Annotated in this window: 23 protein-coding genes; 5 read left to right on the top strand and 18 right to left on the bottom strand. The window is 35.6% G+C overall.

The genetic code is table 11. From position 1 onward, the window contains the following. Nucleotides 1-367: 367 nt before the first annotated feature. A complete protein-coding gene (locus tag ABD682_RS05385; protein WP_344739847.1) occupies nucleotides 368-1,387 on the top strand; it encodes a transporter in 1,020 nt (339 codons plus the stop codon). A 94-nt stretch (nucleotides 1,388-1,481) separates the two neighbouring features. Next, on the top strand, nucleotides 1,482-2,276 hold the full coding sequence (locus ABD682_RS05380) for a DUF1853 family protein (RefSeq protein ID WP_344739845.1): 795 nt from the start codon (nucleotides 1,482-1,484) through the stop codon (nucleotides 2,274-2,276). On the opposite strand, the gene ABD682_RS05375 is transcribed toward ABD682_RS05380, so the two are convergent. From ABD682_RS05375 to ABD682_RS05305, 15 genes are all read right to left on the bottom strand, one after another. Next, complete coding sequence (locus ABD682_RS05375) at nucleotides 2,273-2,602, bottom strand: 2Fe-2S iron-sulfur cluster-binding protein (protein WP_344739843.1); 330 nt, start codon at nucleotides 2,600-2,602, stop codon at nucleotides 2,273-2,275. The two genes, ABD682_RS05380 and ABD682_RS05375, sit on opposite strands and share 4 nt — an antisense overlap. Before the next feature lie 169 nt (nucleotides 2,603-2,771). After that, nucleotides 2,772-3,101, bottom strand: coding sequence for a hypothetical protein (locus ABD682_RS05370; RefSeq protein WP_344739841.1), 330 nt, complete (start codon nucleotides 3,099-3,101; stop codon nucleotides 2,772-2,774). Nucleotides 3,102-3,107: 6 nt separating this feature from the next. Further along, entirely contained in the window at nucleotides 3,108-4,535 is a 1,428-nt protein-coding gene (locus tag ABD682_RS05365; RefSeq protein WP_344739839.1) for an NADH-quinone oxidoreductase subunit N, read from the bottom strand. Between the two features lie 18 nt (nucleotides 4,536-4,553). Beyond that, nucleotides 4,554-6,041, bottom strand: coding sequence for a complex I subunit 4 family protein (locus ABD682_RS05360; protein ID WP_344739837.1), 1,488 nt, complete (start codon nucleotides 6,039-6,041; stop codon nucleotides 4,554-4,556). Between the two features lie 9 nt (nucleotides 6,042-6,050). Further along, the gene (gene nuoL / locus ABD682_RS05355) at nucleotides 6,051-7,970 is read right to left on the bottom strand and encodes an NADH-quinone oxidoreductase subunit L (protein WP_344739835.1); all 1,920 of its coding nucleotides are present in this window, start codon (nucleotides 7,968-7,970) and stop codon (nucleotides 6,051-6,053) included. Nucleotides 7,971-7,980: 10 nt separating this feature from the next. Continuing rightward, nucleotides 7,981-8,298 (bottom strand): NADH-quinone oxidoreductase subunit NuoK, encoded by a 318-nt coding sequence (gene nuoK / locus ABD682_RS05350; RefSeq protein WP_344739833.1) that lies wholly within the window; start codon nucleotides 8,296-8,298, stop codon nucleotides 7,981-7,983. Further along, nucleotides 8,295-8,819 carry an NADH-quinone oxidoreductase subunit J family protein gene (locus ABD682_RS05345; protein WP_344739830.1) on the bottom strand — a complete coding sequence of 175 codons (525 nt, stop codon included), beginning with the start codon at nucleotides 8,817-8,819 and terminating at the stop codon, nucleotides 8,295-8,297. Before ABD682_RS05345 ends, nuoK begins: the two co-directional genes overlap by 4 nt. 4 nt (nucleotides 8,820-8,823) lie before the next feature. Further along, nucleotides 8,824-9,300, bottom strand: a complete 477-nt coding sequence (locus tag ABD682_RS05340; protein ID WP_344739828.1) for a 4Fe-4S binding protein — start codon at nucleotides 9,298-9,300, stop codon at nucleotides 8,824-8,826. A 5-nt stretch (nucleotides 9,301-9,305) separates the two neighbouring features. Beyond that, on the bottom strand, nucleotides 9,306-10,370 hold the full coding sequence (nuoH, locus tag ABD682_RS05335; RefSeq protein ID WP_344739826.1) for an NADH-quinone oxidoreductase subunit NuoH: 1,065 nt from the start codon (nucleotides 10,368-10,370) through the stop codon (nucleotides 9,306-9,308). Nucleotides 10,371-10,380: 10 nt separating this feature from the next. Then, entirely contained in the window at nucleotides 10,381-11,502 is a 1,122-nt protein-coding gene (locus ABD682_RS05330; RefSeq protein WP_344739824.1) for an NADH-quinone oxidoreductase subunit D, read from the bottom strand. A gap of 6 nt (nucleotides 11,503-11,508) precedes the next feature. Beyond that, nucleotides 11,509-11,970 carry an NADH-quinone oxidoreductase subunit C gene (locus tag ABD682_RS05325; RefSeq protein WP_344739822.1) on the bottom strand — a complete coding sequence of 154 codons (462 nt, stop codon included), beginning with the start codon at nucleotides 11,968-11,970 and terminating at the stop codon, nucleotides 11,509-11,511. Between the two features lie 10 nt (nucleotides 11,971-11,980). Further along, nucleotides 11,981-12,574: an NADH-quinone oxidoreductase subunit B gene (locus tag ABD682_RS05320; RefSeq protein WP_344739820.1), complete on the bottom strand. Its 594-nt coding sequence runs from the start codon at nucleotides 12,572-12,574 to the stop codon at nucleotides 11,981-11,983. Then, the gene (locus ABD682_RS05315; protein ID WP_344739818.1) at nucleotides 12,565-12,915 is read right to left on the bottom strand and encodes an NADH-quinone oxidoreductase subunit A; all 351 of its coding nucleotides are present in this window, start codon (nucleotides 12,913-12,915) and stop codon (nucleotides 12,565-12,567) included. Before ABD682_RS05315 ends, ABD682_RS05320 begins: the two co-directional genes overlap by 10 nt. Nucleotides 12,916-12,931: 16 nt before the next feature. After that, nucleotides 12,932-13,945, bottom strand: a complete 1,014-nt coding sequence (locus ABD682_RS05310; RefSeq protein ID WP_344739816.1) for a 2-oxoacid:ferredoxin oxidoreductase subunit beta — start codon at nucleotides 13,943-13,945, stop codon at nucleotides 12,932-12,934. A 1-nt stretch (nucleotide 13,946) separates the two neighbouring features. Beyond that, on the bottom strand, nucleotides 13,947-15,803 hold the full coding sequence (locus ABD682_RS05305; protein ID WP_344739814.1) for a 2-oxoacid:acceptor oxidoreductase subunit alpha: 1,857 nt from the start codon (nucleotides 15,801-15,803) through the stop codon (nucleotides 13,947-13,949). A 168-nt stretch (nucleotides 15,804-15,971) separates the two neighbouring features. On the opposite strand from ABD682_RS05305, the gene ABD682_RS05300 reads away from it, so the two are divergent. The 3 genes from ABD682_RS05300 (at nucleotide 15,972) to ABD682_RS05290 (ending at nucleotide 20,659) form a co-directional block, all read left to right on the top strand. Next, complete coding sequence (locus ABD682_RS05300) at nucleotides 15,972-16,322, top strand: 4Fe-4S dicluster domain-containing protein (RefSeq protein WP_344739812.1); 351 nt, start codon at nucleotides 15,972-15,974, stop codon at nucleotides 16,320-16,322. A 325-nt stretch (nucleotides 16,323-16,647) separates the two neighbouring features. Continuing rightward, nucleotides 16,648-20,178, top strand: coding sequence for a pyruvate:ferredoxin (flavodoxin) oxidoreductase (nifJ, locus tag ABD682_RS05295; protein WP_344739810.1), 3,531 nt, complete (start codon nucleotides 16,648-16,650; stop codon nucleotides 20,176-20,178). A 103-nt stretch (nucleotides 20,179-20,281) separates the two neighbouring features. Continuing rightward, on the top strand, nucleotides 20,282-20,659 hold the full coding sequence (locus tag ABD682_RS05290; RefSeq protein WP_344739808.1) for a HEPN domain-containing protein: 378 nt from the start codon (nucleotides 20,282-20,284) through the stop codon (nucleotides 20,657-20,659). An 86-nt stretch (nucleotides 20,660-20,745) separates the two neighbouring features. On the opposite strand, the gene ABD682_RS05285 is transcribed toward ABD682_RS05290, so the two are convergent. The 3 genes from ABD682_RS05285 to ABD682_RS05275 all read right to left on the bottom strand — a co-directional run bounded on the left by ABD682_RS05285 (nucleotide 20,746) and on the right by ABD682_RS05275 (nucleotide 22,581). Next, entirely contained in the window at nucleotides 20,746-20,997 is a 252-nt protein-coding gene (locus ABD682_RS05285) for a NifU family protein (protein WP_344739806.1), read from the bottom strand. A 3-nt stretch (nucleotides 20,998-21,000) separates the two neighbouring features. Then, a complete protein-coding gene (locus ABD682_RS05280) occupies nucleotides 21,001-22,137 on the bottom strand; it encodes an Mrp/NBP35 family ATP-binding protein (RefSeq protein ID WP_344739804.1) in 1,137 nt (378 codons plus the stop codon). Nucleotides 22,138-22,245: 108 nt separating this feature from the next. Beyond that, the gene (locus ABD682_RS05275) at nucleotides 22,246-22,581 is read right to left on the bottom strand and encodes an MGMT family protein (RefSeq protein WP_344739802.1); all 336 of its coding nucleotides are present in this window, start codon (nucleotides 22,579-22,581) and stop codon (nucleotides 22,246-22,248) included.

Below are 22,581 nucleotides of genomic sequence, written 5' to 3'. Positions count from 1 at the left end.
AACCAGGATTATATTGCCAACTTCTTATGTGTTAATAAGGATAAACCGGAAATGCATTGTAATGGCAAATGTTATTTAACCAAAGAAATTAAAAAACAGCAAAAGGAAGAACCCGCTTCGCAAAAAATTATCATGGAAAACTATCCAATAGGGTTCATCGAGATCACAGAGCTAAAAGCTAAACCGTCTTTTCCTGATATAATTTCAAATCCTGCTTGCTACTCCAATTTATATTATTTTGAATACAGTATAAGGTGTTTCCATCCGCCGGATTTGGTCTAAGTTACTTTTGAATTTTTTAGAATTTCCTTTGAAAAACATTTCACGGGGAAACAAAACTTAGTATACAAATTTTAACAATTATACAATGAAAAAATACATTGTTGCTGTACTATTTGCAGCGACCCTATTATCATATTCGCAAGAAAAATCAACATCTAATTTATGGGCCTCGGATCGCCCGGATGGCCATGCGCCCATTTCAATTATGGGTGATCATACTCACCATAAAGGGGAGTTCATGTTTTCATACCGAAGCATGTTTATGAACATGAATGACCTTACCCAAGGGAATAAGGATAGTAACATAAGTGCGGTACACTCCAATTACATGGTAGCACCGAAAAACATGGATATGACCATGCATATGCTTGGAGCCATGTATGCGCCTTCAGATAAACTTACCTTCATGGTTATGGCCAATTATATTGAAAATGACATGACATTAATCATGCGTAATGGAATGAAATTCTCTACAAATAGTGAAGGTTTTGGAGATGTTACGATAAGCGGATTGTACAATCTGTTTAATAAGAATCGGAAAGCGATGCATGCTCAATTAGGCCTGATTATTCCAACAGGAAGTATTGACAAAACCGACGTTACACCCATGTCGGCAGGAAATACCGTCCAATTACCTTATCCTATGCAAACGGGAAGCGGATCTTTTGGAGCCAAATTCGGTCTAACCTTTTTAGGTCAGCAAGATAAATTCTCCTGGGGTAATCAATTTACCAGCGTTATTATGCTGAATGATAATGATCAGGATTATAAAATGGGAAATAGCTATGCCCTGAACAACTGGATCGCGGCTCAGGCCGGCAAGAATTTAAGCGTTTCTTTCCGTTTAGAAGGTGCGTTGATCAATAAGATTAATGGCACTAGCCCCCTCTTGAATTCCATGATGGTTTCTACAGCCGACACAAGAAATTCAGGTGGCATTTATGTCAACACAGGCTTTGGACTAAATTATTTAGTACGACGTGGGAGTCTGAAAGGTTTTCGTTTAGCTGAAGAAATTAGTGCTCCGGTTTATAAAGATTTAAATGGTGTTCAGCTTCGAACGAATTATAATCTAATTGTTGGGGCTCAATATGCCTTCCATTAAAAGAAAATCATTCTTAAAAAAGCGTTTCCTTTTGAAACGCTTTTTTTAGCTTTATACCTCTTGCAATTCAAGTTAAATTAATTATCCAATTATCGTGATTCAGAAACGCTACGAAGGTTTTTTAAGTACGCCGGTTTTATGGCGAAATCGAACCCTATTTGACCTGGAAGCGTTTGAATTAAACTCGAAATCGACTCATCTTAGCAAAAATATCAATACACGTTTACGCCTTGGTAATTATGTAGAGCGATTGGTTTTCTTCGAATTAGCATCTCATAAGAATATTACCATACTGGCAGAAAATATTCAGATCCAAAATGGAAAAACAACTTTAGGGGAATTGGATTGTTTATTCAAAAGAGACCAACAAGTTTATCATATTGAAATTGTTTATAAGTTCTATTTATATGATGAGACCATTGGAGATTCCGAAATTGACCATTTTATAGGTCCGAATCGAAAGGATGCCCTAACAGAAAAGCTTTCAAAATTAAAAAACAAACAATTACCCTTATTACATTCCAAATCGTGTCAGGACTTTTTAAAAACCTTGAATTTACGATCAGAAGATATCCTCCAAAAGGTTTATTTCAAAGCGCAATTATTTCTGCCTTATAAAAAGCAGGTGAGTTTAACGCAATTAAATTCAGACTGCGTTTGTGGATTTTATATTCACCGGAATGCATTAGAAGCATTTAAAACATATAAATTCTTTATTCCAAAAAAGAAGGATTGGTTGGTAATTCCATATCCGCGTGTGGATTGGTTAACCTACGAATCATTTTATGAAAAGGTTACAGCTTATCTTAATGATAGGTATGCTCCGATGGTTTGGTTAAAATCAAAAAACGGAACGTTACAAAAATGTTTTGTGGTTTGGTGGGATTAACTCTCGGGTGCCAGCTCTACCTCAAGACCTTCCATTTCAGGTGTCATCGGGATTTGGCAACCTAAACGACTGTTCTCTTTTACATAAAAAGCCTCGGCCAACATAGCATCCTCATCATCACTCATCTCAGGAAGTTCAGTATCGCTTAGAACATAGCATTGGCAAGAAGCGCACATGGCCATTCCGCCACAAACACCAATGGTTCCTTCAGGAGCGAGTTCATAAGATCGAACGACTTCCATAAGGTTCATGGCCATATCAGTAGGTGCTAAAACCTCATGCGTTGCACCTTCTCTATCGGTTATTTTTATTTTAATATCAACCATTACTAATTCTAATTACTTAATACTTTTTTATCTTTAAAAAGAAAGTGCAAAAATATAATTAAATTTTAGAATGGCATGTTTTATGGACTTAATAGGATTATGAAATAATTTCATTAAAAATTATTCATAATGTGAGTTTTAGAAATTAAATGTAGGTGTAATGAATTAATTATTTTTTTCCATTGTTCCAATAATGTGGATTGGTACTTTGTGTTTTTTGATTCCAATAATCTTGGGTGACCTTATGGCCGTCAAATGTTTTGAGCTTCCGTTCGAAAACCCAAATCGTGGGGTTAAAAACCATATCAGTAACGGCCACTGTATACAATTGTGGATCTTCGTTAGACTTTCTAGTTTCTTCTTCAGTGATAACCTCAAAACCATTATGTTCCAATAATTCTTTGAGAAAATTTCGTCGGTTTTCATCAACACCCTTTTCAACAAAAGTAACTCTTGTTTCACCGATACTTCCAAATGTATGCTTACCTGATAAAGCCATAATCTTTTAATTAAATACACTACTTAATTGATAAATATAATCATACAACGGGCTATATAATCCAATCACTAAAATACCCACAAACGCTATTATTAATCCTAACCGCATGTAAAGTGTGTTCTTAAAATACGGAATAGGGTTTTCACTTTTTCTTAAGAACATAGCTCTGACAACCAATAAGTAATAATAAAGAGAAATAGTAACATTTACTACAGCCAAAAACACCAATAAATAGTAGCCTTTGCTTGCCGCTGCAGTAAACAAGAAGAACTTACCAAAGAAACCTGCTAAAGGAGGGATTCCAGCCAATGAAAACAACGCCAACATCATGATCAGGCTTAAATTAGGATTGGTTCTGTACAAGCCTTCATAATCATTCATCTTCTCTTTTCCTGTTTGTAAGGAAATAGCTTGTACAACACCAAACGCTGCCAAGTTTGAAAATATGTAAATCATGACAAAATAAACAATAGTAGCCGTTCCTAACTGTGACCCTGTTATCAAACCCAATAAAATAAATCCTGCTTGGGCAATAGACGAAAATGCCAAAAATCGCTTCATGTTTTGTTGTCTTAAAGCAAATAAATTACCCATAAACATGGTTGCTATGGCAATTACATATACCATATTATCCCATACATGCATGAGTGGTTTTAAAACAGTAAACAATAAAATCATTAAAATAAATACGGCAGCCCCTTTTGAAATGACAGACAAATAAGAGGCAATACTAATTGGAGCACCTTCATATACATCTGCCGTCCAGAAATGGAATGGTACTAACGAAATTTTGAATGCTAAACCTGCAAAAAATAAGACCATTCCCAATAAGGTCAAATTACTTGATGTGATCAATTCAGTTATACTATCAAAATAAATGGAACCCGAAGTCGCATAAAGCATGGAAATTCCAAATAATGATACGCCAGAGGCCAATGCAGCAGATAATATGAGCTTTATTCCTGCTTCACTGGATATTCGCTTGGCAGTTTCAAAAGCTGCTAATGCTGCTACTGGTAAAGTAGACAATTCCAATCCTAAATAAAACATCAAAAAATCCCCAGACGACATCATAAAATACATACCAAGTAACGAGGAAAACAATAATATAAAGAATTCACTTCCCTTGTTTTCACTGAATATTTTTGCCTTTAACCAATCAGCTGATTGTAATAATAAAATCAATACACCAATATTTAAGACATTCTTAAAGAAATGAATCATTGTATTGGTTCGGAACATCCCTCCAAACAAACTGCGCTCTTCAATCGTAAAAAAACCTATGACCGTATGGATTCCAAAAAGAAATATTGCTAAATGAATGATACTGCTTTTCTTTTCTACTCGAATAAAAATTTCGCCTATGAGCAATATCAAGATAATTGCCAAAAGCAAAATTTCATGCCGCATTAATAAAAAATTACTAAAATTCATTTTAGTTGTTCTTTTAAATTATAAAACGCCTTTTATAAAAGGTTCAAGACTTGCTAAAATCATATCGCTTAACCATAAAGGCGCGACGCCAATCCATACTATAGGTATTAGCAATAACAATATTCCTGTTTTTTCAAACCAGGTAGCTTTAGGCAACTCTAAAAAGTCGTTATTTTTAACCGGACCCATGAGCATGATACCCACCACTCTTAATACATAAACTGCAGTCACCACAATGGCAGAAACAGAAATAATAGTGGCCACTCTATAAAACATATCATCATGTTGGAAAGCACCCACGAAAATGTTCATTTCTGCCACAAATCCACTAAACCCAGGTAGTCCTAATGATGCCAAACCAGCTATAACGTAGATAACTGAAATAAAAGGTATTACTTTAAGCAATCCTCCTAATTTTGTAATATCCCTGGTATTTGTTCTTTGGTAAATCATACCAATTAACGCAAAGAACAATGCCGTCATGAATCCGTGAGAAAGTGATTGTAATATGGCACCATTCCAGGCCGTTTTATTCAACATTAACAGTGCAAACAACACCATCCCTAAGTGACTCACAGAAGAGTATGCATTAATGTATTTTAAGTCGGTTTGTTTGATGGCTGCAAATGCACCATAAATAACCCCAATTGCTGATAATATTATAAAGAACCATGACCAATGTAATGTTCCTTCAGGTAATAAAAACATAGCTACTCGAAACACCCCATAACCACCTAATTTCATTAAAACCCCTGCATGTAGCATGGATACTGCTGTTGGTGCTGACGCGTGCCCATCTGGCGACCATGTATGGAAAGGAAATAAAGCACCAATTACTGCAAAACCAATAAACGTTAATGGGAAAAATAGTTTTTGAGCTTCCACAGGGATGTTCACTTGTGCAATTTCTAATATATTGAAAGTTAAAGGCCCGCCATCGGCATTTGAATTGAAGTAAATTCCTAAAATTCCAATCAATAATACCGCAGATGCTCCCATAAGCATCAATGTTAGTTTCATTGCTGAATATTCTTTTGGTCCACTTCCCCAGATTCCAATTAACAAATACATGGGTATAACCGCAATTTCATAGAATACAAACATGGTAAATAAGTCTATTGAAATAAAAAACCCATAAACACCCGTTGAAAGAACAATTAAAGAAACAAAGAATTCTTTAGGCAGGTCTTTCATTTTCCATGAAATAAAAACACCTGCCAAAACAACAATAGAGGTTAAGACCAAAAGCGCTACTGAAATTCCATCAACACCAATACTATAATGAATATTGAATTGTTTAAACCAAACCAAATCTTTGGTGAAAACCATGATATCATTATTCACAACTCTTTCTTTAAAATAAGCAAATACTAAATTTATGGCCATTCCCAGCTGAACAAAACTTCCAACCATCGCTATTAGTCTTGCTTGCTTTAAACCTTTTGAAAACACCAATGCTAAAATGGTGATTACCGGTACTGCCACAAAAAGTGATAAAATATCCATATTATTCAATTAGTTTGTCCATAAATAAATAAACACTATAGCAATAATGACAACTCCTGAAATAAATGCAAAAGCATAATCTTGAACTTTTCCAGATTGCAGTCCCTTTATTTTTTTTGATGTATTCACTGTGGTGTTTCCAATGAGATTCATCGTTCCATCAACCACATGTCTATCGAACCATGCTGCTGGTGCAGAAACACATTTAAATAAAATCTTTTTTGTAACGAAAAGATAAATCTCATCAAAATAAAATTTATCATAAGACCATTTGTATAAGGACCCGAACCCATTTGCAAATCTATCTGATAATCTATTTTCTTTTTTATAGAAAACCCAGGCCAATAAAATTCCAATTAAACCAACACCAACGGCAACAGTGGCAAGCGGATAATTTAAATGGGCCTCAAAACCAGTACGATCTGGTGTCACAAATTCACTAAACGGTATAAACCCTCCAACAATACTTAATAGTGCCAATACTATTAAAGGAAATGTCATTGAAAGTGGAGACTCAGAGGGCACATGTTTGTATTTTGTTTCCCTTCCCCAGAAAATACCAAAGTATAATCTAAAAATATAGAAAGCTGTCAATCCGGCTACAAACACACCTACTAGATAGATAAGTTTGTTATGCTCAAAAGCAGCCACTAAAATTTCATCTTTACTCCAAAAACCAGCTAATGGAGGAATACCAGCAATTGCTAATGCAGCAATTAAAAAGGTGATATTGGTTACGGGCATGTACTTACGCAAATTACCCATATCGCTTATTAAATTACTATGAACTGCATGAATTACAGATCCTGCACCTAAAAACAATAAAGCCTTAAACATGGCATGGGTAAACAAATGGAACATGGAAGCCATATATCCTAAACCCTCATGACCTTCATAACCAGAAACCCCCAGAGCCAACATCATATAACCTAATTGAGACATGGTTGAGAATGCTAAAACACGCTTTATATCAGTCTGGGTAATGGCTATTATCGCCGCAAACAGCGACGAAAAAGCACCAACAAAAGCGACTATATTAAGAGCATAGCCATCCTCGATGAAATAATACATAGGGAACAATCTTGCTACTAAATACACACCGGCTACCACCATAGTAGCTGCATGTATTAAAGCTGAAACGGGTGTAGGGCCTTCCATGGCATCTGGTAACCAAATATGCAATGGAAACATCGCTGATTTACCAGCACCACCAATGAAGATTAAAATTAAAGCCCAAGTTAAAGTGGATAACCCCATAAAAGACGTCGCTGCCCAATTTAAAATAGCACTGCCTGCAGAGTTATTCAGTGTTTCAAAATCATAAGTACCCGTGTAATAGCCCACAATTAAGATGCCTATCAAAAAACCTAAATCGGCAAAACGCGTAACAATAAATGCCTTTTTAGCGGCAGATACGGCAGAAGGTTTTGTATAATAATAGCCAATCAATAAGTAGGACGACACTCCTACTAATTCCCAAAAAATATAGATTTGAAAAAGGTTTGTTGCTAACACCAATCCGAACATTGAAAATGAAAAGAGACCTAAAAAAGCAAAGAATTTGGTATAACCATCATCCCCTTTCATATATCCTCGGCTATAAATATGAACCATCAAAGACACCATAGATACCACACAAAGCATCATAACAGATATTGGGTCAATTAGAATTCCCATATCAATACTTAGTGTATCTGTAAAATTCATCCAGGTCGTTTTTGTAGTCAATGTTTGGTAAACGCCACCAACTTTTCCGATTTGAAAAAAGTACTTATATGCTGTATAGAAGGACAATGTTGCAGAAATTGTCAATCCTAAAACACCAATATATCCTGAGATTTTAGGTTTAATTTTTTGATTAAAAATTCCTAATAGCAAGAAAACCAGCAGTGGGATTAAGGGTATTAATATGATATAAGTTAGATTCATATTTAAACTATTAATATTTCATGATTTCTGTGTCTTTAACTTCAACAGAACTGATTTGCCTGTACAGGTTTATTATTATAGATACCGCTAAAGCAGTTTCAGCAGCAGCAACAGCAATAATAAATAGTGAAAAAATAACCCCTTGTAACATATCTGGATACAGGTATTTATTAATGACAACAAAATTTATTACGGAGGCGTTTAATATAAGTTCTATTGAAATTAAAATAGATATTAGGTTTTTTCTTGTCATGAAACCGTAGACCCCTATAAAAAATAGGATTGAGGTAACGGTAAGTAATTCGTATATGCTAACTCCAGTAATCATAACGCCTCATCGTTTTTAGTGGTTAGTTTTTTTCCTTTTGCAATCACAATACTACCAATCATAGCAGCTAATAATAAAATACTAACAACTTCAAAGGGTAATATAAATCCCCCTACTTCATACCTTAATAATTTTGCACCTATATCTCTAGTTATTGTTGTATTGGTGTTTTGTATAACATTAAAGGTGTGATTGTAAATAGTGTATAAAAAAACGCCAAGTCCAATAAAACATGTCAAACCTATGAGTAGCTGTTTGGATCTCTTAGCTATTTCCAATTCCATTTCTATATGATGTACTAATAAAACAGAAAATATAATAAGGACTATAATGCCACCCGCATAGACGGTTAATTGAACGGCTGCCAGAAAATTATAATCGATTAAAAAGTAAAATCCAGCTATCCCACAAAGAGCAAACAATAAATAGACAACAGACCTCAGCATTTTTCTGCTTGAGACAGAAGCAATTGCAAAAGCTACTATAATAACTGATAAAATGTAAAATATATATTTTTCCATAGCGCTAATCTTCTATACCCGCTTTAACTTTAGAATTTGGTCTATTTAAAACTTTGGTAAGTTTTGTTCGGTCATAAACAGCGTTCTCAAAATTTTGAGCCCAGACAATCGCATCAGTTGGGCAAGCTTCTATACATAAACCACACATAGTACAAAGCCCTAAATGATATATATGCTTATCTATTTTCTTTTTCTTTTTACCGGTTTCTTCATCTATACCTCTATCCCAAATAATCTCAATACTTCCATTAGGACACGCAATTTCACATTTTTGACAACCCGTACACTGGTGTTCATTATTTTCATCATGTGGCATCACTACTTCTCCACGAAAGCGTTCAAACATTTTTAATGTGTCCCTATTGTCTGGATATTGCTGTGTAATAGCTCCTTTTCGTGAGTGTAAAAAGTACTTTCCAGTAACACGCATACCCGTAAGCAGTGTTTTTATTCCTTTATATATATCTGAAAAATAACTCATCCTCTCTATAAATTAATCGTTATGTTTAACCAAACAATGATCGCCATAACCACGATGTTTACGAGGTTAATAGGCAACAAATATTTCCATTCCAAGGTCAGTAATTGGTCAACGCGTAATCTTGGAAAAGTCCATCTAAACCACATCATTAGAAACACTAAAATCAATGTTTTGCCTAAAAACCAAAAGACCCCTAACCACGGAATGGATTGAGTAATTCCAAAAGGAGACAACCAAGCTCCAAAGAAAATAGTAGTTGCGATGGCCGCGATAATGAACATGTTTATGAATTCGGCTAAAAAGAAATAGGCAAATTTCATTCCTGAGTATTCTGTGTGAAAACCAGCACCTAGTTCAGACTCCGCCTCCACCATATCAAAAGGCGCTCGATTGGTTTCGGCAGTTCCAGCAATCATATAAATCATAAAAGCAATGAGTGCGGGAATATGCCCTTGAACAATAAGCCAACCATTTTTTTGAATCTCAACAATTTGAGACAATTGCAACGTTCCCGTTAGTAATACCATGGTTAATAACGACAAGCCAATGGATAACTCATAACTTATTGTTTGAACACCGCTTCGCATTGCCCCGATTAGGGCAAATTTATTGTTACTACTCCATCCTCCTAATAATATTCCAATCACTCCAATAGAAGAGATCGCTATTAAGAAAAAGATTCCAATATTTATGTCAAATGCCTGAAAACCCTGAGTGAAAGGAAAAATAGCTAAGGCCATTAGTGATGAAATAATTACGAAGTAAGGTGCTAAATTGTATAAAAACTTATCTGCTTTAACAGTACCAGTCAACTCTTTTGATACCAGTTTCAAAGCATCTGCCATAGTTTGAAACAATCCTAATGGACCAACTCTATTAGGTCCAATTCGTAACTGAAACCAAGCCGCCACCCTTCTTTCAAGTAATACCAAATAAAGTCCCGCTACTGCAAAAATTACCAGATACATTAAAGCGACCAAAACCATAGCTGCAATACTAGAAACACTTTCCGGCATGAAGCTAACGAGCCAATCTTGTATGGTTTTTGTTATGTTTAAAGCTATATTCATAGTGTTTACATTATCTATCAATATCTGGTATTACCAGGTCTAAAGTGGCCATACTTGCAACTAAATCTCCAATTTTACCACCAACTGCTATGTGATTTAGTAACGATAAATTTGAAAATCCTGGAGATCGAAATTTAAGTCGATATGGGCTTTTTGTTCCTGTGCTAATAATATACACTCCTAATTCTCCACGAGCTGTTTCTACCCGTTGGTAAAATTCTCCTTTTGGTAATTTTATTACGGCATTGGTAGTTACTTTATGATCGCCATCTGGAATATTATCTATGAGTTGCTCTATTATGGCCAGCGACTCCCACATTTCCTGAATTCTAACGAGGTAACGGGCAAACGTATCGCCTTCTGTTCTTAAAGATTCTGTAAAAACTACACGATCGTATGCGCTGTAAGGATGATGCTTTCTTACATCACAAGAATATCCCGAACCACGCCCTACAGGACCAGAAGCTCCAAAGGAAATAGCATCTTCTTTTGATAAAACCCCTACCCCTTTTGTTCTTTTTTGAAATATAACATTACCCGTTAGCAGTTCATCATATTCTGGAAGTTTCGATTTAAAATGTGCTACAAATGCTTTAGTCCTATTAACAAAATTTGGATGAATGTCGAACATCAGTCCACCTGGGATATTATAATTCATTGTTAATCGGGCGCCACAAGTTTCTTCAAAAATATCATTGATCATTTCACGATCTCTAAAACCATAAAAATAGGTAGTCAAGGCGCCAACATCCATTCCCATAACACCCCACCACAAACAATGCGATGCAATTCGAGTAAGCTCGCTTAGAATAGTTCTAACGACTTTAACCCGCTCAGGAGCGTCAATTTCAAGTGCGTTTTCAACAGTTAAACAGACAGCCTCATTGTTAATGTGAGATGACAAATAATCCATTCTATCTGTTAAATGAACTATTTGCTGATAGCTATCACCTTCGCACATTTTTTCAATAGAACGATGTATATATCCTAGGTCTGGTTCTACTCTTTTAATGATTTCACCATCAATAGTCAATATTAATCTAAGTACACCATGCGTTGCAGGGTGCTGAGGCCCCATATTAATAAAATATTCCTCAGATTTAAAGTTGTTATTAATAGTAACTGTTTCCATGATTACTTATTTGATAATCATATTAATGTCATCGACATAATCCTTTCGTAAAGGAAATCCATCCCACTCCTCCGTTAAAAACAATCGTTTTAAATTTGGATGATTATTGAATTTTATTCCGAAAAAATCAAAAACTTCTCGCTCATGAAATTCTGCAGTTCTCCAAATATCACTTACGGTATCAAAGATTGGATTTTCCCGTTCTTCAGTCTTCACTTTTACAACAACGCTATGGCGATACTTAGTCGATTCTAAATGATAGACGACACCTAATTCTGGTTCCCAGTCAACACCGCTTAAACAAAATAAATAATCAAAATAAGTTTCAGGATTATTTTTTAATGCAGTCATTAAACCATGAAGCTGTTCCGGTTTTACGGTAATATTCAAAAATTGAGATGCTTCTTCAGAAAATTCTAAATCTGGAAACCAACTACCTATTACATCTTGTAACGCTTCGTTTTTCATAACTCCATATTTAAAGTCCTTCGTCAAACCCGTCTATTGGGTTTTCTTTATGCTTCATGTTTTCTGTTCTAATTTTATCTTGAAGCAGTAACATCCCTTCTAATAAAGCTTCCGGGCGGGGCGGACACCCGGGAACATAAACATCTACCGGGATCACATGGTCTGCTCCCTTAACAACAGAATATGTATTATAAAAAAAGGGGCCTCCAGAAATAGCACAAGCACCCATAGCAATTACATATTTTGGTTCTGCCATCTGGTCGTATAAACGACGTAAAACAGGGGCCATTTTATTAACAATAGTGCCAGCTATAATGATTAAATCTGCCTGTCTTGGGGAAGGCCGCGCAACTTCAAAACCAAATCTGGAATAATCATGCCTTGCAGCTCCTGTTTGCATCATTTCAATCGCGCAACAACTCGTACCAAAATAAAGTGACCAAAGAGAATTTGATCGCCCCCAATTGATTATTTTGTCTAATGAAGTAACAATCACATTCGCTCCATTTCCCGCAGGAATTACCTTTCCCGGGAAATTTTTTGGAAATTTATGATCCCTGTCTTGGACCTCCGATATATACCTTTTTTTGTCGTCTACTCCCATTTTAATGCTCCTTTTTTCCATGCATACAATAACCCAAGTCCTAATATTAAAAGGAATATGACTACTTCGATTAAAGCCACAAACCCAACATCCTTAAATACAACAGCCCAAGGCACTAAAAACGCCACTTCCACATCAAAAATCAAGAATAGAATAGCGAATAAATAATATCCTACTTTAAATTGTACCCAAGTAGGACCTTTGGTTACCATACCGCTTTCATAAGGTTCACGCTTTTGAAGATTATCGGATTTATGTGATATTAAGTTCGACAAAAAATTTGCCCCGGCGACCAGCACGACACCTGCGATAAAAAATACGATGATAGCTTCTGAACCCATTTCACTACGTTTTTATTTATTTAATTTCATAAGTATCTCCCGAGAAAAACAAATCATCTGTTTTTCTGAATTTTGATCTGGATTTAACCTCAGCCGTTAATGCATCTTCTCGTTCTTCTAAAGTGACATCCTCAAAACTTCTTATGACACCTGTTACCAATGGATACTCAAGTCTAACTAACATTTGATGCAACGTGGGATCTTGCTCTTTTGCGTCATGGACTAATAAATCTTCCTCTTTCACCCCGTTTTCGCCAATAGTCACTACTTCTAATTTCAGACGGTTTAAAACAAGCCCTTTGTCTCTGTTTTTTCCAAAAATCATTGGCTTGCCATGTTCAACAAATAATTGTTTGTCTTCTCGGACGTTTTTATCCGTGTATTTAGTAAAACAACTATCATTAAAAATGACACAGTTTTGAAGCACTTCAATTAAGGAGGTCCCTTTAAACTTTTCGGCATCAATAAACATTTGTGACATTTCTTTTGGTGTATTTCCTCCAATTCTTCCGAAAAACCGAGCTTGTGCTCCTAAGGCTAATTCACCAGGTGAAAATGGTGGTTGTGTATTTCCGTAAGGTGATGATTTTGTTTTTTGACCTATTAATGAGGTTGGCGAAAATTGGCCCTTTGTTAAACCATAAATTTCATTATTAAAGAGTATAATGTTTAAATTTATATTTCGCCGTAATACATGTATAAAATGGTTTCCTCCAATAGCCATGGAATCGCCATCGCCTGTAACAACCCAAACACTAAGTTTAGGATTAGCCAATTTTACACCGGTAGCAATAGCTGGCGCTCTACCATGAATACTATGCATACCATAGGTATTCATATAATATGGAAACCTTGAGGAACACCCAATTCCAGAAATAAAGACGACATCTTCCCTTTTAACCCCCATTTCCGGGAGAGCTTTTTGCATAGATCGAAGTATGACATAATCATCACATCCCGGACACCATCTTACTTCCTGATTACTTTCAAAATCTTTATACGTATATTTATTTTCAATTATTGCTTCCATGTTATTTAACTAATTGTTTAAATATTTCAATTAATTCACTATTTCCGAATGGCAATCCTTGTATTTTATTAAATTGAGATAAATTCAATCCATTAAAATTCATTTTTAATACCTTGGCAAACTGGCCATTATTTAATTCGCAAACCACAATTTTTTTGAATTTTTTTAAAACTGCTTCCGTGTTTTTAGGTAGTGGATTTATATATTTAAAGTGTGCGTATCCTATATTCTTATAGCCTAATTCATTAATATGCTTAACGGCAGAATGCAGAGATCCATAAGTACCTCCCCAGCCTACTACTAATAAATCACCACTAGTCGCAAACTCAGTAGTTAAATCCGGTATATAATTTTGAACTCTTTTAATTTTTTCGGCTCGAATTTTGGTCATGTATTCATGATTTTCTGGAACATACGATACATTACCACTTACTTTATCTTTTTCCAATCCACCTAAGCGATGCTCTAAACCTTTCGTTCCGGGTATAGGCCATTTTCTTGCCAGTGTTTTTTCATCTCTATCATAAGGATGCCACTCATCTACTACCTTTTTAATAATATTGTTCTTAATCTCGGGCATCTCATTAACACTTTTAATTTTCCACGGCGCTGAACCATTCGCTATGTATCCATCTGTTAGCAGTATAACCGGCGTCATGTGTTCTATTGTAAGTTTGGCAGCCTCATAAGCCATATCAAAGCAATTACCAGGTGTGCTTGCTGCCAAAACAATTACAGGACTTTCACCATTTCTACCATATAGTGCTTGCAATAAATCAGATTGCTCTGTTTTGGTTGGCAATCCTGTAGAAGGCCCGCCACGTTGCACATTAACAACTACTAAAGGTGTCTCAATCATCATGGCTAAACCTATAGCTTCACCTTTTAATGCTAATCCTGGACCTGAGGTTGTGGTTATGGCTAAATCGCCTGCAAATGAGGCTCCTATTGCAGATGTGATTCCTGAAATTTCATCTTCAGCCTGAAATGCTTTAACCCCAAAATGTTTATGTTTTACTAATTCATGTAAAATATCTGTTGCCGGTGTTATAGGGTAAGAACCCAAAAATAATTCCAATCCTGCTTTTTCAGCAGCAGCCAAAAAACCCCACGCTGTTGCGGTATTACCCATAATAATTCTATAGGTGCCACTTGGCATTTTAGCAGGCGATATAGTATATGCATTGGGAATCAATTCCAATGTTTCTGCAAAATAAAAACCCGTATTAAGTACTTTAGTGTTCGCTTCAATGACGTGTGGTTTCGCTTTAAATTTTTTATTCAAAAATTCTATAGTATGGTTTGTTGATCTATTATACATCCAATAAACCATACCTAGAGCGAACATGTTTTTTGTTCGGTTAATTTCTTTATTATCTAACCCTTCAATATCTTTTAAGGCCTCCTTAGTTAACGAGGACATGGCTACTTGAATAACTCTGTAGTTATCTAAACTACCATCTTCTAATGGGTTTGAAGTATATTGTGCCTTTTCTAAATTTTTCTTGGTGAAGGCATCTGTATCGACAATAATTGTATGGCCTGGTTTTACAGCGTATAAGTTTGTTTTTAACCCAGCGGGATTCATGGCAACTAACAAATCCAATTCATCACCCGGTGTACTTATTTCAACACTTCCTATATGTACCTGATAACCAGAAACACCATATAGACTTCCTTGCGGAGCTCTAATTTCGGAAGGATAGTTTGGAAATGTTGCTATGTCATTTCCAAACATGGCAGAGGTATCTGTAAACTGGGTTCCTGTTAATTGCATGCCATCACCGGAATCACCAACAAATCTAATAATAACAGCTTCAAGAATTTCTGGCTGGTGTTTTAATTGCTTTGTTACCATAATTTGATAATTTAAAAAGCTTAACGCAATGAATTTTACAAAGAATTCATTGTCCTATAACACCCAAAAGTAATATCACTTTTTAATTCTAAATATGACTTTTATCACATAAAAACAGTAAAATGTATTTTATTTTTACAAATATTAATTCTTATAAATTGATAAATAATGGCACTTTTAATAACAGATGAATGCATTAATTGCGACGCATGTATTGCTGAATGTCCTAATAATGCAATCTACGAACCAGATCAAGAATGGTCATATTCTGACGGAACAGGACTAAGTGGTAACGTAAAACTTTTAAATGGTGATGAGATAGATGCTGACGAACAGAACGCTCCTATTTCTGATGAATTTTATTTCATTGTATCAGATAAATGCACTGAATGTAAAGGATTTCATGATGAACCACAATGTGCATCCGTATGTCCTGTTGATTGTTGTATACCTGATGAAAATCATGTAGAAAACGAAGACACATTATTAAAGAAAAAAGTTTGGTTGCATGCCGAATAATTTTCAAAACCATAATTTTTAAATAATCAGAGTTTCTACTCTGTACTCAATTTCTATTTTTAATATTAGAGGTAAAACGTAATAACTGAGGGTTTCATTATTAAATGAAACCCTCAGTTATTTTTTTAATTATCACTTTTACATGACAATTATCATAAACTATGAACTTATTCATATTTAACTTTATAGTCAATTTACTTATACGGCCTCGAGGTTTTGGTCTATAATAAAAATCTTGTTAGGTCTAGACGCGATTAGATATTTTACAAAGAGCATGAAATATGCCTTTTTGTGAATTTTAATGTATTTAACAAGATATCCTATTATGAAAAAAGATTTTCCAAAACTAATTTGTGATGCTAACGAAGCTGTAGCTAGAATAGCACATAAAACAAATGAGGTATGTGCTATTTACCCCATAACACCCGCATCACCTATGGGTGAGCACGTCGATATTTATAGCTCAAAAGGACAGAAAAATATTTGGGACAATGTCCCAAGAATTGTTGAAATGCAAAGTGAAGGTGGTGCTGCCGGAGCCGTTCATGGTTCTTTGCAAGCAGGTGCATTAACAACCACATTTACAGCATCGCAGGGATTATTGTTAATGATACCAAATATGTACAAAATGGCAGGTGAACTATTACCAACGGTAATACACGTAGCCGCCAGGACCGTCGCAACACATGCACTTTCAATTTTTGGTGATCATTCGGATGTTATGGCTACCAGACAAACGGGATTCTCCATGCTATTCGGAGGGTCTGTACAAGAAGCTCAAGATTTTGCGCTTATTTCTCAAGTTGCAACATTAAAATCTAGAGTGCCTTTTTTGAATATTTTTGATGGTTTCCGAACCTCTCATGAGATTTCAAAAATAGATGGCATTTCTGATGATACTATTGAAGCCATGATGCCAGAAGATGCTATTATGGAGCACAAAAAACGATCGCTTGATCCCGATCACCCAGTTATTAGAGGGACCTCTCAAAACCCAGATGTATTCTTTCAGGCAAGAGAGGCTGCTAATACGTTTTACGAAAAAGTTCCTGGTATTGTTGAGGAAACAATGAAGGAGTTCTACAAACATACGGGTCGTAAATACAGCTTATTCTATTATGAAGGTCATCCAAAAGCAGAACGCGTTATTATACTTATGGGATCTGGCGAAGGTGCCGCACGAGAAACTGTCGAAGCCATGGTGAAGAGCGGAGAAAAAGTAGGAGTCATATTTGTACGCTTATTTAGACCATTTTCAATCAAACATTTTATTAATGAGCTGCCCAAAACCGTTAAAAAAATAGCTGTTCTTGACAGAACCAAAGAACCGGGAAGTGTTGGTGAACCGTTATACCAGGATGTTGTTACGGCATTAATTGAGAGCAACAGAGAGATGCCTATTGTCGTTGGTGGCCGTTACGGCTTATCTTCAAAAGAGTTTACACCTAAAATGGTTAAAGGAGTTTATGACGAATTATTAGATGACAAACCAAAAAATCACTTTACCGTTGGTATTAATGACGATGTTACTTTTTCAAGTTTACCAATTGACGAATCTTTTACAATAGAACGGCATACTATTAATTGCATGTTCTATGGATTAGGGTCTGATGGTACTGTGGGAGCTAATAAGAACTCTATTAAAATTATCGGAGATACTACAGATAACTTTGTACAAGGTTACTTTGTTTATGACTCTAAAAAAGCCGGAGCTCAAACCATTTCTCACTTACGCTTTGGTCCAAAACCAATATACTCTTCATATTTAATTGACAAAGCAGATTTTATTGCGTGTCATCAATATAAGTTTATTAAAAAGTACAATATGGTAGCTGATTTAAAACATGGAGGCACATTCTTATTAAACTCACCGTATTCTAAAGATGATATTTGGAATCATTTACCCAAAAGAATTCAGAAAGAAATTATTGAAAAAGAAGTTAATTTCTATGTTATTGATGCCACCAAAGTAGCAGACGAATCAAATCTAGGTAAACGTACCAATACCGTATTACAAACCTGTTTCTTTGCTATATCCGGGATTTTACCAAAAGATGAAGCCATCCAACGAATTAAAGATGCTATAGTAAAATCTTATTCTCATAAAGGAGATAGAATAGTTAAAATGAATTTTACTGCGGTTGATAATTCTCTGGCTAATCTGCAGCAAGTAGATTATCCAAAAGTAGTGACTAGTGAAAGACATTTAGAAACCGCCATGCACAATGCGCCAGATGGTTTTGTTACCGAGGTGTTAGAAAAAATATTAGGTGGATTTGGAGATGAACTGCCAGTAAGCGCATTTCCTGTAGACGGCACATTCCCGACTGGAACCACCCAATTTGAAAAAAGTGGTATTGCTGATTCAGTTCCCGTTTGGGATGATATAGATTTATGTACACAATGTAATAAGTGTGTTGCTATTTGTCCACATGCCGCCATTAGAGCAAAAGTTATTAGAAATATTGAATTATCTGATGCTCCATTATCGTTAAAATATGCGCCAGCAAAGGGAAGACCTTTCAATAAAGATGAAGAATCCTATGTCCTACAAGTTTCTCCTCAAGACTGTACAGGTTGTGATCTTTGCGTTGCTGTTTGCCCTGCGGTGAGTAAAGAATATCCCGACTTTAAAGCTATCAATATGCATAAAAAGCTTGAGGTCGAAGCTATAGAAGATGCCAACTGGGATTATTTTATTGAATTACCCGATTATAACAGAACAGAGCTGCAAATAACAAACGTTAAAGGGTCTCAATTTCTTAAGCCGTTATTTGAATTCTCCGGAGCGTGTTCTGGTTGCGGCGAAACACCATATATTAAATTACTAACACAGCTTTTTGGAGATAGTATATTGATTGCAAACGCCACAGGCTGTTCTTCAATTTATGGTGGCAATTTACCAACAACACCATATAAAACCAATGAATTCGGTCGTGGTCCTGCTTGGGCTAATTCATTATTTGAAGACAATGCTGAATTTGGTTTAGGTATGAAATTAGCTTTAAGCAAGAAACAAGAAATGGCAGTAAACCTCCTTAAATCGATTGAAAATGAAGTTGGAAAAGACTTAGTTGAGGCTATTTTAAATAATCCTGAAAAAACGGAAGCCGAAAAAGCAGAAAACTTTAAAAATTTAGACAAATTAAAAATCAAATTAGCAAATATCGATCATGAAAATGCTAAAAAATTATTACAATTAACTGAATACCTACGTAAAAAATCTGTATGGATTTTAGGTGGAGATGGCTGGGCTTACGATATTGGGTTTGGAGGTGTAGATCACGTCTTAGCTACAGGAGAAGACATTAACATTTTGGTGTTAGACACAGAAGTGTATTCAAACACAGGTGGTCAAACATCTAAAGCAACATCATTAGGAGCAAGTGCAAAATTCTCAGTTTCTGGAAAACGCACCAGTAAGAAAAGTTTAGCGTTGCAAGCCGTTTCATATGAAAATGTGTATGTCGCTCAAATCGCTATAGGTGCCAAAGATCTTCAAACTCTTAAAGCCATTGAAGAAGCTGAAGCTTACCCCGGACCATCCATAATAATTGCCTACTCCCATTGTGGTGAACATGGATATGATCTAGCTCATGGTGCATCGCAGCAAGAAAAGGCCGTAGAAAGTGGTTATTGGCCCTTATTTAGATTTGACCCGTCCAAACCTAAAGGCCAGAAATTTAAACTAGATTCTAAAGCACCTTCAATTCCACTAAAAGATTTCATGTACAATGAAACGCGCTTTTCAAGAGTGGTTAAAGACAACGCAGAACTAGGAGCTAAACTTCTTGAGCAAGCTCAAACAGAAGTAAATTCTAAATGGGAACGTTTAGAACTTTATAGAGATATGTAAACATAACTTTAGGTTGTGTATAAATTTAAAAACCATTCTCCATACTTCTATTAAAGTATGGAGAATGAATGCTAGAAATTACTAATCAATAATTAAATTTATTATGGAAACAGAAGCCATTAAATTCTTTGTTAAAGCTTCTCAAAAACTGAACCAAGCAAACAGAGAACTATTTAAACCAGAAGAAGATATTGTAACTTATTTAGTCTGCAAAAATTCTCAATCTGCCATAGAAAATTACTTAAAAGGTTATCTTGTAAAAAAGGGTTTGAACCCAAGTCAATACAAAACCATAGATAGTCTGTATGAACAATGTAAAAGGATAAATAAAGGTTTTGAAAAAGTGGACTTAGCGGACTTTAGTTGTAAGTCTTCTCACGATTTAGAAAAAAAATTTTGCAATAACGTTTCAAAAGTAAACGAGTGCTTTGATGCAGCAGATAGTCTTGATACGTTTCTAAAAAGAGAAAAAATTATTTAGTCTAAATTTATTAGATCAAAAAAATAAATTTTAGATGTGTGCCTCTGTTGGTTAATTTATTTTTTAACCAAATGGCATCGTTATGATTATATATTATCGATAATATTCACAACCTGTTCGATCTGGGGCGCATACTTTTTAATCGTCATTTCAACACCAGATTTCAAGGTCATTTGATTCACGCTACAACCTACACAGGCTCCTTGTAATTGTACTTTTACAAGCGTATCGTTCTCTTCAATGGATAATAAGGAAATATCACCGCCATCGCTCTGTAAAAACGGACGAATCTCATCCAGAGCCTTTTCCACATTTAGTTTAACTTCATCTGAGGTCATATCTTATTTTTTTACTGCTGAACAGCCAGCCATTGTTGTAATTTTAATAGCTTCAGTAGGTGGCAAATCTTCATTGCGTCGCACTACTTCTTCAACAACATTCCTCGTTAAATTTTCGAAAGCCTCTTCCAAAGGTGTTCCCGTTTGTAATCCGGCAGGACGACCGGCATCACCGGCTTCCCGAATACTTTGTACCAACGGAATTTCTCCAAGGAATGGCACTTCTAAATCTTCTGATAAGTGTTTTGCTCCTTCCTGTCCAAAAATGTAATATTTATTTTCAGGTAATTCAGCGGGTGTAAAGTAAGCCATATTTTCAACTATACCTAATACCGGCACATTTATACTTTCCTGTTGGAACATCGCCACACCTTTTTTTGCATCAGCCAAAGCTACATTTTGCGGGGTGCTCACCACAACTGCTCCCGTAATTGGAAGCGACTGCATAATACTTAAATGAATATCGCCGGTTCCGGGAGGCAAGTCTAAAAGCAAGAAATCTAATTCACCCCAGGCTGCATCAAATATCATTTGATTAAGCGCTTTCGCAGCCATGGGGCCACGCCATACCACTGCCTGATTTGGTTGGGTAAAAAATCCTATGGAAAGGATCTTCACACCGTAATTCTCGATAGGTTTCATTTTAGATTTCCCATCTACGTTTACTGCCAGAGGTTTTTCATCGGCTACATCGAACATAATAGGCATAGAAGGACCATAAATGTCGGCATCTAAAACCCCAACTTTAAAACCCATTTTAGCAAGGGTTACGGCTAAATTAGCTGTGATCGTAGATTTTCCAACGCCACCTTTTCCTGAGGCCACTGCAATAATATTATTGATACCGGGAATAGGATTGCCTTTTATGGTATTCGTTTTAGGTTTAGCAGGTGCTTCAACACTAATGTTGGTTTTAACTTTAGCTTTCTGGTAAACCTTATCGTGAATCGTTTTGAGAATATCGACTTCAGTTCTTTTTTTAGCCTGTAAACTTGGGTTTTTAATGGTGATATCAACAACAACTTCATCACCAAAAACATTAACATTTTTTACAGCGCCACTTTCAATCATATTTTGACCTTCTCCAGGTACTGAAATCGTTTCTAATGCCTTTAAAATGTCTTGTTTGCTTAGTTTCATGTATTAAGATTAATTCTAAATAGCAAAGATAACTAATATCAACGGAAGGGACATACTTCCTTTAGAAGATTTATCAATTAATTGATCGAATTTTTTTATGCTGAAATTTCAGTTTTTCAAGGCTTCGGAAGGATCCCAGAAAATAGCTTCAAAATTTTGTATTTGATTATTAACAACCACTACGCCTTCACTCTCTAAAAGCTGTTGCATAAGGTTTGTACCATCAAAATGATGCTTCCCTGTAAGTAAGCCTTTACGATTAACAACACGATGAGCCGGAACATCTTTGGTGTGGGAAGCATTCATGGCATAACCCACCATGCGAGCACTTTTGGCAGCACCCAAATATTTCGCGATAGCACCATAACTAGTGACCTTGCCAAAAGGAATCTGTTTAGCTACCTCGTGAACGCGATCGAAGAAGGAAATGGTTTCTTTTTCCAC

Source organism: Gaetbulibacter aestuarii (assembly GCF_039537665.1).
In the GTDB taxonomy this organism is placed as follows: domain Bacteria; phylum Bacteroidota; class Bacteroidia; order Flavobacteriales; family Flavobacteriaceae; genus Gaetbulibacter_A; species Gaetbulibacter_A aestuarii.
The sequence above is the reverse complement of the archived record's forward strand: the minus strand, read 5'-3'. Positions and strand labels throughout refer to the sequence as shown.

Coding starts and splice junctions, on each gene's coding strand:
- ABD682_RS05300 (WP_344739812.1), top strand. CDS start 15,972: ATGGCACTTTTAATAACAGATGAATGCATTAATTGCGACGCATGTATT.
- nuoK (WP_344739833.1), bottom strand. CDS start 8,298: ATGATTACTGGAGTTAGCATATACGAATTACTTACCGTTACCTCAATC.
- ABD682_RS05370 (WP_344739841.1), bottom strand. CDS start 3,101: ATGGCTTTATCAGGTAAGCATACATTTGGAAGTATCGGTGAAACAAGA.
- ABD682_RS05285 (WP_344739806.1), bottom strand. CDS start 20,997: ATGACCTCAGATGAAGTTAAACTAAATGTGGAAAAGGCTCTGGATGAG.
- ABD682_RS05280 (WP_344739804.1), bottom strand. CDS start 22,137: ATGAAACTAAGCAAACAAGACATTTTAAAGGCATTAGAAACGATTTCA.
- ABD682_RS05385 (WP_344739847.1), top strand. CDS start 368: ATGAAAAAATACATTGTTGCTGTACTATTTGCAGCGACCCTATTATCA.
- ABD682_RS05340 (WP_344739828.1), bottom strand. CDS start 9,300: ATGAGTTATTTTTCAGATATATATAAAGGAATAAAAACACTGCTTACG.
- ABD682_RS05290 (WP_344739808.1), top strand. CDS start 20,282: ATGGAAACAGAAGCCATTAAATTCTTTGTTAAAGCTTCTCAAAAACTG.
- ABD682_RS05365 (WP_344739839.1), bottom strand. CDS start 4,535: ATGAATTTTAGTAATTTTTTATTAATGCGGCATGAAATTTTGCTTTTG.
- ABD682_RS05315 (WP_344739818.1), bottom strand. CDS start 12,915: ATGGGTTCAGAAGCTATCATCGTATTTTTTATCGCAGGTGTCGTGCTG.
- ABD682_RS05320 (WP_344739820.1), bottom strand. CDS start 12,574: ATGGGAGTAGACGACAAAAAAAGGTATATATCGGAGGTCCAAGACAGG.
- ABD682_RS05375 (WP_344739843.1), bottom strand. CDS start 2,602: ATGGTTGATATTAAAATAAAAATAACCGATAGAGAAGGTGCAACGCAT.
- ABD682_RS05325 (WP_344739822.1), bottom strand. CDS start 11,970: ATGAAAAACGAAGCGTTACAAGATGTAATAGGTAGTTGGTTTCCAGAT.
- nuoL (WP_344739835.1), bottom strand. CDS start 7,970: ATGAATCTAACTTATATCATATTAATACCCTTAATCCCACTGCTGGTT.
- nifJ (WP_344739810.1), top strand. CDS start 16,648: ATGAAAAAAGATTTTCCAAAACTAATTTGTGATGCTAACGAAGCTGTA.
- ABD682_RS05345 (WP_344739830.1), bottom strand. CDS start 8,819: ATGGAAAAATATATATTTTACATTTTATCAGTTATTATAGTAGCTTTT.
- ABD682_RS05360 (WP_344739837.1), bottom strand. CDS start 6,041: ATGGATATTTTATCACTTTTTGTGGCAGTACCGGTAATCACCATTTTA.
- ABD682_RS05305 (WP_344739814.1), bottom strand. CDS start 15,803: ATGGTAACAAAGCAATTAAAACACCAGCCAGAAATTCTTGAAGCTGTT.
- nuoH (WP_344739826.1), bottom strand. CDS start 10,370: ATGAATATAGCTTTAAACATAACAAAAACCATACAAGATTGGCTCGTT.
- ABD682_RS05330 (WP_344739824.1), bottom strand. CDS start 11,502: ATGGAAACAGTTACTATTAATAACAACTTTAAATCTGAGGAATATTTT.
- ABD682_RS05310 (WP_344739816.1), bottom strand. CDS start 13,945: ATGGAAGCAATAATTGAAAATAAATATACGTATAAAGATTTTGAAAGT.